The organism is Blastocatellia bacterium, assembly GCA_025054955.1.
Classification (GTDB): Bacteria; Acidobacteriota; Blastocatellia; order HR10; family J050; genus JANWZE01.
In genome coordinates this window covers 37,001-50,278 of the sequence record JANWZE010000057.1, presented here as the reverse complement: position 1 = coordinate 50,278, position 13,278 = coordinate 37,001, and the positions used below count along the sequence as shown (strand labels likewise).

12 protein-coding genes are annotated in these 13,278 nt (G+C 56.7%); 8 read left to right on the top strand and 4 right to left on the bottom strand.

Going from position 1 to position 13,278, the window contains the following annotated elements; translation table 11 throughout:
* Positions 1 to 1,072 precede the first annotated feature (1,072 nt).
* Positions 1,073 to 1,273: a hypothetical protein gene (locus NZ823_08125; GenBank protein ID MCS6805094.1), complete on the bottom strand. Its 201-nt coding sequence runs from the start codon at positions 1,271 to 1,273 to the stop codon at positions 1,073 to 1,075.
* 629 nt (positions 1,274 to 1,902) lie between these two features.
* Here NZ823_08125 and NZ823_08120 point away from each other — a divergent pair.
* The 3 genes from NZ823_08120 (at position 1,903) to NZ823_08110 (ending at position 3,182) form a co-directional block, all read left to right on the top strand.
* Entirely contained in the window at positions 1,903 to 2,040 is a 138-nt protein-coding gene (locus tag NZ823_08120) for a hypothetical protein (protein ID MCS6805093.1), read from the top strand.
* Positions 2,041 to 2,129: 89 nt separating this feature from the next.
* Complete coding sequence (locus NZ823_08115) at positions 2,130 to 2,435, top strand: hypothetical protein (protein ID MCS6805092.1); 306 nt, start codon at positions 2,130 to 2,132, stop codon at positions 2,433 to 2,435.
* A 57-nt stretch (positions 2,436 to 2,492) separates the two neighbouring features.
* The gene (locus NZ823_08110) at positions 2,493 to 3,182 is read left to right on the top strand and encodes a hypothetical protein (GenBank protein ID MCS6805091.1); all 690 of its coding nucleotides are present in this window, start codon (positions 2,493 to 2,495) and stop codon (positions 3,180 to 3,182) included.
* Between the two features lie 57 nt (positions 3,183 to 3,239).
* Here NZ823_08110 and NZ823_08105 read toward each other — a convergent pair whose 3' ends face one another.
* The 3 genes from NZ823_08105 to NZ823_08095 all read right to left on the bottom strand — a co-directional run bounded on the left by NZ823_08105 (position 3,240) and on the right by NZ823_08095 (position 5,776).
* Positions 3,240 to 3,497, bottom strand: a complete 258-nt coding sequence (locus NZ823_08105; GenBank protein ID MCS6805090.1) for a DUF433 domain-containing protein — start codon at positions 3,495 to 3,497, stop codon at positions 3,240 to 3,242.
* 493 nt (positions 3,498 to 3,990) lie between these two features.
* Positions 3,991 to 5,334: a ribosome biogenesis GTPase Der gene (der, locus tag NZ823_08100; GenBank protein MCS6805089.1), complete on the bottom strand. Its 1,344-nt coding sequence runs from the start codon at positions 5,332 to 5,334 to the stop codon at positions 3,991 to 3,993.
* Between the two features lie 25 nt (positions 5,335 to 5,359).
* On the bottom strand, positions 5,360 to 5,776 hold the full coding sequence (locus tag NZ823_08095; GenBank protein MCS6805088.1) for a DUF86 domain-containing protein: 417 nt from the start codon (positions 5,774 to 5,776) through the stop codon (positions 5,360 to 5,362).
* 651 nt (positions 5,777 to 6,427) lie between these two features.
* Between NZ823_08095 and NZ823_08090 the strand changes: the two genes are divergently transcribed.
* The 5 genes from NZ823_08090 (at position 6,428) to NZ823_08070 (ending at position 13,055) form a co-directional block, all read left to right on the top strand.
* Complete coding sequence (locus NZ823_08090) at positions 6,428 to 7,636, top strand: thiamine pyrophosphate-dependent dehydrogenase E1 component subunit alpha (GenBank protein ID MCS6805087.1); 1,209 nt, start codon at positions 6,428 to 6,430, stop codon at positions 7,634 to 7,636.
* A complete protein-coding gene (locus tag NZ823_08085; protein ID MCS6805086.1) occupies positions 7,633 to 8,577 on the top strand; it encodes an alpha/beta hydrolase in 945 nt (314 codons plus the stop codon). Before NZ823_08090 ends, NZ823_08085 begins: the two co-directional genes overlap by 4 nt.
* A 143-nt stretch (positions 8,578 to 8,720) precedes the next feature.
* Complete coding sequence (locus NZ823_08080; protein MCS6805085.1) at positions 8,721 to 9,041, top strand: heavy metal-binding domain-containing protein; 321 nt, start codon at positions 8,721 to 8,723, stop codon at positions 9,039 to 9,041.
* A 351-nt stretch (positions 9,042 to 9,392) separates the two neighbouring features.
* Positions 9,393 to 11,504 carry a dehydrogenase E1 component subunit alpha/beta gene (locus tag NZ823_08075; protein MCS6805084.1) on the top strand — a complete coding sequence of 704 codons (2,112 nt, stop codon included), beginning with the start codon at positions 9,393 to 9,395 and terminating at the stop codon, positions 11,502 to 11,504.
* Between the two features lie 78 nt (positions 11,505 to 11,582).
* The gene (locus NZ823_08070) at positions 11,583 to 13,055 is read left to right on the top strand and encodes a S8 family serine peptidase (protein ID MCS6805083.1); all 1,473 of its coding nucleotides are present in this window, start codon (positions 11,583 to 11,585) and stop codon (positions 13,053 to 13,055) included.
* The last annotated feature ends 223 nt before the right edge of the window (positions 13,056 to 13,278 follow it).

The following is a 13,278-nucleotide window of genomic DNA, read 5'->3' as shown; positions in this document are numbered from 1 at the left end:
TCCACCACCCCTCGCTCCTCTCGCTGATGGATATGCCCGCTCGCTCTCTGACAGGTGGGACATCGCCGATCCACTTGCGCTTCTTCCTTTACAATGGGAATAATATATCGCTGCATTTGGCTTCCTCCGGCAAGCATTTTCCTTAAAAGTATTACAGCTTGCCAGAGGAACCTCTCTCCCTCAAGCACTAAATTTGGAACGATTACTCTCAGGAAGATGTCTGGTTCCCTATGGAGTCGCTCCATTGAATTAATGATCTCTGACGATGTCTCATGCTTCTTCTCCATCAATCGCTTGACCTCCTCCACAATATAACATCGCTTGTTACAGTTTGCGCGTCACGTCTTGGGCGATCTCCATTGCCTCCACGACCGTGCGTTCCTGCGCCACCTATCCGGGTAGCTCGTCTTTGGTCGCCAGAGAGCCGCCTTCTTTCAGCGGTTCATCTTCATCGCAATCAGAATCTCCACCCTCGCCCAAACTCTCCTCTTTGCTGCCTTTCAGTTTTGAGGGACTCTAACGAATGTCCCGCCAACCGTCAAGTGATACCGACTGTGGCGGAGTGTGGAATGGGGGCTTTCTGATTTCGGACTTCGGTCAACCGCCGGAGCAGAGCCGAAGCTTTTTTGTAGTTAGTGATCGCCACTAGTGGAAATTGCCGCAGCCAGCGCATCGTTTCTTTGTCAATTGGATGAATGCTTGTAGGCAAATTTGAGTTCCGCTTCGCTAAAGCTATTCTCAGACACGGGAAATCCCCCAAAAGAACGTCTTGTTGCACCGCCTGATGATGTCTTTTGTTATGGAAAGAAGCGATAGATATCTCTCCGATGCTTGACACGACAACATTCTACTACCTGTGCCTGTTGGTCAATCCGCAGACCAATGCGATAGTCACCCACCCGGACTCTATACTACTCTCGATATCCCGTGAGTTTCCTGATCTCAGGTAGAGCGAGAGAGTTGCCTATCGTAGGAAGGGTGGCAAACGCAAATTCCTCTACCTTGTCTCGGATATCCTTCGGCAGCTTTTTCATTTCTTGCAAAAACACTTTCTTATAGGTGACGCGCCACATTATTCTTCTTCAGGCAACTGTTCGTAATACGCCTTTGCCGCCTCAAGATCAAGTGATTCGTCTGCCTCCACCTCAGCAATCAACTGACCGAGGGCATAATCCTCTAGCGCCTGTTCTATCTTGGCAAACGTCTCTATGTCAATTTGCACTGCTATAGGCTTGTTGCTTTCATCCAAAACGATCTTTCTGGGTATTTCCATGGACAGTCCTTCCTAGCCCTCGAAGTCCCCGGGGCGGTCGGGCTAGCTCCGCTCCGGTTTTCTTTTTAACACAACCCGATCCACTCATCTCGTCATTTCTGTGGGTCCCGAACCCCCGTGTTGGACGCCCGACTCAGTCCGTTTCCGTGCCACATCTTGGGCGATCTCCATTGCCTCCACGACCGTGCGTCCCTGCGCCACCTATCCGGGTAACTCGTCTTTGGTCGCCAGAGAGCCGCTTTCTTCCAGCGGTCAATCTTCATCGCAATCAGGATCTCCCCCTTACCCAATCTCTCCTCTTTGCTCCCTTTCTGCCTTGAGGGACTCTAACGAATATCCCGCCAACCGTCAAGTGATACCAATTGCGGGCAGCAATTCCCAGTAGAGCTGTAAACCCCGAAAAATAGGCTGGGAGGTAGCCAGAGTTTTTGCGCTTGGATACACGCTGGGGCCTAGGCGACCACTCAAGAGCATGAGCTTGGACGGGATGATTGGCCGACGGTCAGACGCCTTCGCCCAGATTTCTGACCCGCGGGCAGAGCGGTTGGTTGATTACGTGTGGCACGAGACGTTGATGAGTGGGTTTGCCCTGAGGTTCTTCCAACATCCCATTGCCGTTTCAGCGGGTGATGAAGCAGGAGCGGGAGCGGTGTAATCGGGCGACCATCTTCAAGGTCAAGGATGTGCTATCGGAGACCCAGATGCGGGAGATTTTGGATGGGGTGCCGGCAGCAGCCGGTGCGTCGGCTGCGGCCGGAGTTGGTTGAAGGGGTGCGACGGGCGGGTTGGGCGCATCAGTTCAAGATTCAAGTGCCGAGTGGGCAACAGCAGGGCGATGACTCCACGGTGGTGTTGGATGGCCGTGAGTACTTTCACTGGAGAACGATTGAATGTGCCGGCTGGTTGCGGCGGACCGACGCCCAGGGGGACGGTGCATTACAGCCACACGGTGGTGAGAGCGACGCTGGTGCGGGCTGGATCACATCGGGTGTTGCCCACCGATGTGGAAGCGGGGCACAACAGCGATGGCAAGATGAAACAGGACGGCGAGATCAATGCCGGGAAGCGGCTGATTGAGCGCTTTCGGCTGAAGCATCGGCAGATGAAGGCCCGGCTAATGGAGATGACCTGTAGGCCCACGAGCCGGCTGGGCAACAGTTGAGGGAGAACCGTCTGCCGTTTGTGCTGGTGGCCAAACCGGCGTTGCACCAACACCTGTTTGAGTGTGTTACAGGTGGTGGAGCGGGCCGGCGGCGCGGCGCACGGCTCGTGGCACCAGGGGCCCGCCTGCCAGGGGCGATATGTCCAAGACCGGATCGGGCGGCAGGTGTCGCTGTCGGCGGCGCTCGCCACCTGGGTCACGTTCGTCCAGGTGTGGGAAACGAACCAACCGGGGAAGGTGGTGTACCACAATAGCTGGGTCACCGAGCCGGAGGTGGAGCAAGGGAATGTGGCGGTGATCGTGCAGATTGGGCGCTCCAAATGGAAGATCGAAAACGAGCAGTTCAAGGTGCATAAGAACCACGGCTATCAGTTGGAGCACAACTATGGGCATGGGCAGCAGACCTTGAGGATGGTCTTTTACCTGCTTACTCTAGTGGCGTTCGTGGCTCATGCCATCTTGGAGATGGGCGACCGCCCCTATCAGCAGTGCCGGGCGCAGGACTCGCGCCGCCAGTTGTGGAATGCCCTGCGGGCCACCATGCGACTGGTGTTGGTGGAGAGTTGGCCGGACCCGTTGTTAACCTATCTGGCCGATGAGGGTGCCAGTCGTGATGCCGACGGGCCCGCGCCCGGGGCCAGTCAGAGGCGGCCGTTTTTGAACCATCTCAGCCCGACAGCGTCCCACCGACGCCCGTCAAGGAGGCGATACCAAGCAGATACACCCCACAATCCAACTCATCGGTGAGCCCGTGAGCGGCTCAGTGTGACTGTGTCTTAAACCTCTCTCTTCTTTTCACACTCTTCAGAGTTGCCTCTCTCTACCTTCAACCGGCAATTGCTGGTGGATCTCTTCTTCGCCGACGACCTTCGCTGCGTATCGCAGAACGGCCTGCACGTCTTCGGGCGTGATGCCATACTCGTTGACAATCTCGTCGGTGGACAGTCCGGCAGCCAACTCCTCCAGGACAACGGTGACCGGGACGCGAGTGCCTTTAATCACCGGGCGTCCAAAGCGAACTTTCTTATCTACCGTAATTCGTGGCGCGATTTCCACAGCCATCTGCTTCCTCCACTTCAGGGCTATCGAATCAGCCATGCCATTTTAGCACGCTCCTGTGTGAGTCTATAGACCTCCGCTGCTCATTGAATTTGACCTGAGGGTTACTTAATCTCATACCAAGTCGGAGGGAAAGAGCACGTTCTTTGTAAGGGCGTCGCTGTGGGACTGCCCACTGACGTGTGGTGTTTTGTGTTGCGGTGACGCGCGTTTGTAGGGGCGTCGTTGTGTGGACGCCCACACGATGATAGCCGGACGCTGCACGACCGGCTACCCTAGCGTGGGCGGTTGCCGCTGCGGCGTCAATGCCGAGTGAAGATTGCAGATTGCCGCTCAGTCAGTTCAGGTCCCGCCGTGCTTTTTGGCTCCCTTTAGCTCCATTGAACGTGCTCTTTCCCTCGGCGATTGGTATAACCCTGTTGATGTAGCCTTCATGGCGCCGGTCGAAAAACCTGCCGAGCAGCTATACCTGAAGCTCAAGCAACACGGCGTCATGCTAGGTTGTCGTCTTGGGCCGATGTTTGACGCAAATCGGCGTGGCGAAGAATTCATAAGCCTCACGCAAGCGGTTGATCACATAGCGTTCCAAAGAAAGCGGCAGTCTTTGCCTGCGGCTGTTGGTGAAAATGACGAACGTCGGTGGATCAACCGCCGCCTGTGTGATGTAGTTGATCTTGAAACTTTCGGGCAACACGCGCGGCTCCTTCAAATAGCGCAGGAAAAACCGATTCAACTCAGCGGTGCTGATACGCTGATGCCGTGCCGCGTAAGCTTTGGTAGCCAGCTCCAGTACCTTGTTGGTGCGTTGACCAGAGAGCGCTGAGATAAACAGAATCGGAGCGTACTCAAGGAACTTCAACCGCGCGCGGATGGCCGATTCAAAAGCGGCAGCCGCCTCTGATTTCTTTTCAACCAGGTCCCATTTGTTGACAGCAATGATCAGTGACTTGCCGGCTGCTTGCGTGAATCCGGCGATGCGCGCGTCATGCGTGGTCACGCCCTCGACGGCGTCAATCAGAAGCACGGCTACATCGGCTCGTTCGATGTGACGGCGGGCCATCATCACAGCGATCTGCTCGGCCTTGAGATTGACGCGCGAGCGCCGGCGGATGCCGGCCGTATCAATGATGCGAAATCGCGTATCACCCATGCTCATGGTTGTATCCACAGCGTCGCGGGTCGTGCCTGGCTGGGCTGAGACGATGACACGCTCGGCCCCCAACAGTTGATTCACTAAGGTAGACTTGCCGACATTGGGCCGACCAATGATGGCCAATTTAATTTCGGGTTGGACGGCTGATGGCTCGGCCGGTTTCGTCAACTGGAGAATCTCCATCAAGGCATCGAGCATATCCCCGACATTAGTTCCGTGTTCTGCCGAGATGGCGAAGAGCTGATCGAAGCCGAGCTGGCGGAATTCTTCGGCCTGCATCTGCAAGGCGCTGTGGTCGGCTTTGTTGGCAATGACAATGACAGGCCGATCCATTTTGTGCAAGAGCCGAGCCAGCTCGCGGTCTACGGGCGTAACACCCTGGCGCACGTCAACGATCAGCAAGACTGCCTGCGCCGCTTCGATAGCCACGCGAGCTTGCCGCAAGATCGCCGCCGGAATTTCAGCATCCTCATCGGGAATGATGCCGCCGGTATCTACGACCTCAAACGTCCGGCCATTCCACTCAGCATGGCCATGAATGCGGTCGCGTGTAATGCCCGGCTCATCGCCGACAATCGCGCGACGCATGCCAACCAGACGATTAAACAACGTGGATTTGCCGACATTAGGCCGGCCCACGATTACGACCAGCGGTTCGGCTGACGATCTGAGCTGAGCTGCGTCCATGAGCGTTCAATATCCCGTCCGCTCATCATTCTGACAAAAGCGTTTTGGCTGTGCAATCGGCGAAGGCAAGGAAATCATCAAGCCGCTGTGGCACCCAGCTATCAATCTTTTCGCTCTCAATCTGGCAGTAACCGTGCGCCAGCTCTGCCCGTAGCAAAGCGACGCCAGATAATCGTTCAGCTAAATCTGTTGGGAGCACACCGGCTCGTCCGAGCACATGGAAGACCTCTGTCGAGTCGTCAGGCACCGGCAAGCGCAATCGGCCCACCATGTGATGCGCCAGATTGGTGGTCAATACAACCAGCCGCCTGAAGATTTGCTCAACCGTTTCTACGTGCTCTTGTTGATGCCGCTGCTCGCGCGCTGGCTGTGTCCGAAGCTTGTGAACATAGCGCCGCAGCTTGGTCACTCCGATGTGGATAATTTGATGTTCTGGGATCATAACCTGCGGCGGCAGATTATACCCATCGCGGAGGCAAAGACCAGGTTTGTAGGGGCGTCGCTGCGTGGATGCCTGCTGACGTGTGGTGTTTTAGTGTTGCAGCAACGCGCGTTTGTAGCAGTGTCGCTGTGTGGACGCCCACACGATGATAGCCAGGCGTGCAACGTCACCAGCAGCAGACCAAACAATCGTGGCGCGTCTGCCGTCGCGCCAAGCCATGGGTGTTCGCGGCGAGCGGTTCAGTTGCACGACCGACCCGATGGGAGCACTGCTGGCGACTCTTCAAGGCGCGAGGGATTGGGGATGACGGCCTCCCAGACGTTGCACGTCTGGCTACCCGCTGGTGGGCGGCTGCCGCCGCCGCTGCTCGCAGGTCGCTCACTTCAAGACGCCAAACTTCAGTCCGTGTTGCTGAACATGGCTCGTCTTTGGACTATTGGTATGACATGCACTCCCTGACGGTCGAGCGACCGACCGGCCTCACTGAATGCCGTTGGCTTGTGAATGCTGCGAGACGGCTTCCACGGGCAGATGCAGGTTTGTGAAGTCCTCATTGTGTCGAGCACGGTCTGAAAGGTGAGCCGTCACAATGGCCACTGATAGAGAGCCGCTCGTCACTTCGCGCGATCATTGGTTATAATCTCGCCCGTCATGAAACGGTATCCGGCTTATGATCCACCCGAATACGTCAATTGGACGCCTGACCCGGAGGTGATGAAGCAGTTTCGCCAAACGATTCGGCGTCATCCTCAGCGGTGGGAAATCATTCGGCAATTGAGTGTCCGCGCCCTGCTCGATTTGTATCGTGGATTGCTGCGTCATCGGTTGCACGAGATTGCGCTGTTTCGCTGGGTGAAGCAGGGTATCATCAGTAAAGCGTGGCTCGGCACAGGCGAAGAAGCGGTGACCATCGGCGCGGTGCATGCGCTCAATCGCGAGCGATTTGAAGGCACTGAGCCCTACGATTATGTGCTCCCGATGATTCGTAACGGCGGCGCTTGTCATGAGATGGGCATGCCAATGTCTTCGATCTTCAAGACCTATCTGGGCACGGGTGATTCGCCTTCGCGTGGGCGGGACGTGCATCTGGGCGATGTGCGCTACGGCGTCATCCCACCGATCAGTCACATTGGCGATATGGTGCCGGTGGCCGCTGGCATTGCGCTCGGCTTCAAATACAAAGGGCAACCGCGCGTGGCGCTGACTTGGATTGGCGACGGCGGCACGAAGACAGGCGCGTTTCACGAAGGCATGTGTTGCGCAGCGGCTTTTCATGTGCCGTTGATTGTGATTGTGCAGAATAATCAGATTGCTCTTGGCACACGTCTGGAAGTTCATCACAAAGGCGATTTCATGGCGCTGCACAAAGCGTATGGCTTCGAGGGCGCGGCGATGGATGGCAATAACGTGTTGGATGTCTATGCCGCCACCAAGATTGCTGCCGATCATGTGCGCAGCGGTGGTCGTCCCTACCTGCTGGTGGCCGAAACGTTCCGCATGGGCGGCCATGCCACGCACGATGTGAGCGACGCGCGACGTATCATTCCGCCGGAGGAGTTTGCCTACTGGGGTAAGCGAGACCCTATCGGCATGTACGAAACTTACCTGATCGAAAGCCACCTGGATTTGGCCGAGGCGGGCGACGGACTCAAAGGTAAGAAGCTGGCGGCGCGGAATGCTGCCGTGTTACAGCGGATCGAAGCCGAAGTCGAAGCCGAAGTTGAAGCCGCCTGCCAAGAAGCGCAACGCAGCGCGATTGAATGCCCGCCCAATCCGGATGAGTTGCTCGACGCGGTCTATAGCAATCCGCCGGAGCGAACTATCTACGACATCCCCATCTGGGAGCGCGAACCGCAGTGAAGAAATTATTCAAATTCGTCGTTGGCGTACTGTTGGTGGGAGCCGGTGTACTAACCATCTTCTGGTTCGTTCGACCGGCTGACATTCGACTGGAAGAGCTTCCATCCCCGATCCCTCATCAAGCCTACAGTCATTTTGCCAGTGTGGATCAGATCAGGCTCCACTATCAGGAGAAAGGCGCGGGACCGGCGCTCGTGTTGATTCATGGTTACGGAGCGTCCACGCAGGATTGGAGCGCCGTGTTCGAGCCGCTGGCAGAACGGTTCCGTGTGCTGGCTGTGGATTTGAAAGGATTTGGTTTTTCCGACAAACCGGCTGGCGATTACACGATACCGGCGCAAGCGGCGCTGGTGATGAAGTGGTTGGAGCAACTGGGCGTTCAACGCGCTGCGCTGTGCGGCAATTCGATGGGCGGCGCGGTGGCGTTGTTCTGCGCGCTGAACGAGCCGAGCCGCGTCGAGCGGTTGATTTTGGTGGACAGCGTCGCGAGCAATCAAGCGGCTTTGGAGTCAGGCCTGGTGCCGCCCCTGCTGCTCAAGCCGGTCATCGGTCCAATTCTGGGCGCGCTGGCGTTGACAACGCCTGAGCTGGTGCAAGCTGGCTTGCAGCGAAGCATCTATGATAAGTCGCTGGCTACGCCTGAACGGCTGGAAAGTTACTATCGTCCGCTCCGAACGCGTCATGGGCAACGAGCAGCCTTAGCCGTTGCTCGACAGTGGGATTTATCAACGCTTGAAAGGAATTTGCATCGCGTGCAGTTACCCACATTGATCATCTGGGGAGCCAACGACGAGCTGATTCCGTTGAGCCATGGCCGGTGGATTCATCAGCAGATCAGCGGCTCGCAACTGGTCGTGTTTCCTGAGTGTGGTCATGTGCCGCAGATTGAGAAACCACGCGAGTTCGTTCAGGCTGTCACTCAATTCATGTTGAGCCAATGACGCTGCCAGTCGCGCAGGCGAACGATTGCCTCTTCACGTTCGGTCATCCGCCGCCCTTGCAGAAGAAGTTGCCGAAAGCCTCTACAAGAGGTCGCCGTTTTCACTATAATCGCTGGCTGTTTATCATGCAGACGGGAGGTTCTATGATCGTGACAACAACTCCCTCGATTGAAGGGCGACAGATCATCGCTTATCTGGGCATTGTCTCCGGCGAAGCCATCATGGGCGCCAATATCTTCAGAGATTTATTCGCCGGCATTCGCGACATCGTTGGTGGGCGGTCAGCCGCTTATGAGCAAGAATTGGTCAAGGCCAAGGAATTGGCTTTGGATGAAATGAAGCAGAAAGCGGCGCTGCTTGGCGCTGACGCTGTGGTGGGCGTTGATCTGGATTACGAAGTGCTCGGTCAGTCGAACTCGATGCTCATGGTCAGCGCCAGCGGCACGGCTGTCAAGTTGAAATAACCGACCAGTTGGCCAGTCGGTGATCAACCGAGTGGGTGAGACGATGAGGCGCCAGATCCCTTGGTTTCGACCTATCAGTGCCAGCAGTTTCTCTCGAAACGCCGAGACGATGAAGAGGCTGATTGCACGGTTTTGTCGGTGTTCTCCGAAGTGTGGACTGCTCGCATGCAACATGCTCATGCCGGGTATGCGCTCGCTGGCTTGGAGCCCATTCTCCACGATCAGCGGTTTATGTTAAGATAGGTCGCCCGGACAAGGACAGGGTTGGCACAAAGCAGTCGGTTTGTGAGCTTGTCGAGCTGGGCTTAAGGATCGGTTGTTTGCGTTCATTCAATCGTTCACGGGGGCCGTATGGTAACCAGAATCGCAGTGGAAAAGTATCATGGGCTTGACCGGCAGACGCTGGTCGGGCTGTACCGAACGATTTACCTGTCGCGTCGCATTGATGACAAAGAAATTCAGTTGAAGCGGCAGCAGCGGATTTTCTTCCAGATCAGCGGCGCCGGCCACGAGGCTGTTCAAGTCGCGGCTGGGCTGGTGCTCAAACCGGCCTATGATTGGTTTTTGCCTTATTATCGTGATCGCGCGTTAATGCTGATGCTGGGCGTGACTCCCACCGAGATGTTTTTGCAAGCCGTCGGCGCAGCGGCCGATCCCAGCTCAGGTGGTCGGCAAATGCCGTCGCATTGGGGCTACCGTCGGCTTCATGTTGTCTCCCGTTCCAGTCCGACGGGCACACAGTATCTGCAAGCCGTCGGCGTCGCCGAAGCCGGCTGGCGCTATTCGGTGATTGAGGAAATTGAAGATCGGGCGCAGCACTTCCACAATGACGAAGTTGTCTACGTCTCTTCTGGTGATGGCGCCACCAGCCAAGGCGAGTTTTGGGAATCGCTCAACACCGCTTGCAATTTGAAGCTGCCGGTGGTGTATCTGATCCAGGATGACGGCTACGCCATCTCTGTGCCCATCGAAGTTCAAACCGCCGGCGGCAGCATCTCCCGATTGGTGCAAAGCTTCCCCGGTTTGTTCGTGCAAGAAATTGACGGGTGCGATCCACTGCAAAGCTACAGCGCGATGAAGGAGGCGGTGCGCTATGCTCGTGAGCGGCACGGTCCGGCATTGGTGCATGCTCACGTCATCCGCCCGTATTCGCATTCGCTCTCGGACGATGAACGACTCTACAAGACAAGCGAAGAACGTGAAGCAGAAGCGCGGCGTGATCCAATTAAAACGTACGCTGAATTTCTATTGCGCGAAAAACTGCTGACCGAGGACGAGCTGCAACAACTCAAAGCATCCGTTGACGAGGAAGTCAATCGAGCCGCCGATGAAGCGTTGGCCGCGCCCAAACCGGCATCAGGCTCATACAAGCTCTATGTCTATTCGCCTGACGTTGATCCTCGATCAGCGGCATTTCAAACCGAGCCGAATCTGCAAGGCGAGCCGAAGACGATGGTGGATTTGATCAATGCGTGTTTGCGTGACGAAATGGCGCGCAATCCGCGAATCGTCGTGTTTGGGGAAGACGTGGCCGATTGTAGCCGTGAGGAAGTGTTGGATCGGGTTACCGGCAAAGGTGGCGTCTTCAAGGTCACTCACCATCTGCAACGACGGTTTGGCAGCCATCGTGTGTTCAACACGCCGTTGGCCGAAGCCAGCATCATCGGACGGGCGTTGGGGATGAGCTTGCGCGGGCTCAAGCCGGTGCCTGAAATTCAGTTCTTTGATTATATCTGGCCGGCCATGATGCAACTGCGCGACGAAGTTGCCGTGATGCGCTGGCGTTCCAATAATGCTTGGTCATGCCCGATGGTCATTCGCGTCAGCTATGGCGGTTACTTGCAAGGCGGAGCGATCTATCACAGTCAGTGTGGCGAAGTCCTCTTCACGCACACACCCGGCATACACGTGGTCATCCCTTCCAATGCGCTGGACGCTAACGGGCTGTTGCGCACAGCGCTTCGGTGCGATGACCCGGTGTTGTTCCTCGAGCATAAGCATCTGTACCGGCAAACCTACAACAAGAGTCCGTATCCGGGTCCGAATTACATGATCCCCTTCGGCAAGGCCAACGTTGTGCGACCGGGCACTGATCTGACCATCGTCACCTACGGCGCGCTGGTGCAACGATCCGTGGTGGCGGCCAAGCAGCTCCAGGAAGAAGGCATTGATGTCGAGATTCTGGACCTGCGCACGTTGAACCCTTATGATTGGGATGCCATTGCTGCATCGGTGAAGAAAACGAACAAAGTGATCGTCGCTCATGAAGATATGATTTCGTGGGGCTTTGGCGCGGAGATCGCCGCGCGCATTGCCGACGAATTATTTGAGTATCTGGACGGACCAGTGCGACGCATTGGCTCAGAAGATACATTTGTTGCGTATTGTCCGGCGCTGGAAAACGAAATCCTACCGCAGGTGGAAGACATTGTGCAGGCCGCGCGGGAACTCCATCGGTATTAGTCCTTGCTCGTTGGCCGTCGGCGCGTTGGCAAAGAAAGCAAACTCTTGTGTAAAGGTGAAGGATAAGGAACAAAGACCATGAAACGAACACTGACGCTTCTATTGCTCACCCTGCTGTGCACAACATGGTTGATCGGAGAACATACAGCCCAACCAGACAAATTCAGTCTGCGTCTGTGGCATGCCTACCACCTGGCTCAAGATGACGAGCCGTTGCTCGTCTGGGTCTATTTCACCGATAAAGGTCCTCAGGCCGGCGCCAAGCTAGCCGCCCTCCGACACGCGCTTTCGCCGAAGGTCGTTCAGCGTCGGCTGACCGTGCGCGCGCCTCAGCATCTGGTTGATATGGCCGATGTGCCACTGGAAGCGAGCTACGTCGAAGCGATTCGGCGAGCTGTTCGGCAGGTTCGCCACCAGTCAAAGTGGCTCAACGCCATCAGCGTTCGCGCGACTAAGCAGCAGATTGCGTGGATGCACTCATTGGATTTCGTCAAAGCGATTGACCTGGTGGCGCGCTACCGCGTGAGCAAGCCAGAGCTGATCGCTGAGCCGAGCAGGCAACTTCACGACGAGCATGCTCAGCCGCGCGGAGCGTTCCCATTCGACTATGGCCCGTCACTAGCGCAACTCCGACAGATCAATGTGCCGGCGGTTCATCAACTGGGCAATTACGGGCAAGGGGTCATCATCGGTGTGTTTGATGCCGGCTTCAATAACCTGGATCATGAAGCGTTCAGACAGATGAAAATCATCGCCAAGTACGATTTTGTGAACGGCGATGAGGATGTCTCAGACGGCAAAGACATGGGACGGTTCGGACAGCACGGCACGGCGGTCTTATCCGTGCTGGGCGGCTTTGCCGAAGGCCGATTGATTGGACCGGCGTTCGCCGCTGAATTCATCTTGGCCAAAACCGAGAACCATCCGGGCAGTGAAACGCCCCGCGAGGAAGATCACTGGATCGCGGCGCTGGAGTGGGCCGAAGGCCTGGGCGTAGACGTTGTCAGCAGCTCGGTTGGTTATCTGGAATTCGACGCGCCGTTCCGAAGCTATACGTGGCGGGATATGGATGGCCGGACGGCAGCCATTACGCGCGCGGCTGTCATGGGCGTGCAGCGTGGCATCGTCATCGTGAATTCAGCAGGCAACAATGGCGATCACCCGTCCCGCAATACCCTAGTTGCGCCCGCCGATGGTGATGGCGTGATTGCTGCTGGCGCGGTCAATCTCAATGGCGTCAGGGCTGGGTTCAGCTCAGTCGGCCCGACCGTTGACGGACGCATCAAGCCAGATGTGGTCGCGCTCGGCGTGGGCGTGGTGGCGGCTGCGGGTGTTGACCTGCGCGGGTATCAACCCGTCAGTGGGACGTCGTTCTCAGCGCCGCTGATTGCCGGTGTCGCCGCGTTGATTCGCGCCGCCCATCCTGATTGGTCGCCAATGCAGGTGCTCCATGCGCTGCGTCGCACAGCCAGTCAAGCTAATCAGCCAGACCGTTTCCTCGGTTGGGGTGTTGTCAACGCCCTCAGCGCTGTCGAGTTTAGCGGCCAATAGCAGGAACCGACAATCAAAAATTCCAAGCCTCTGCGGGGGAAATCCGAAGCACCTGCGGGGAAATCCGAAGCACCAAATCCGAAATCCGAAGCACCTGCGGGGAAATCCGAAGCACCAAATCCGAAATCCGAAACAAATGCCAATGAACAAACTCCAAAAAATCCGGAGCACGAAATCCGAAACAAATGCCAATGACCCAAATTGCAAACCGGAGACCGGGCAA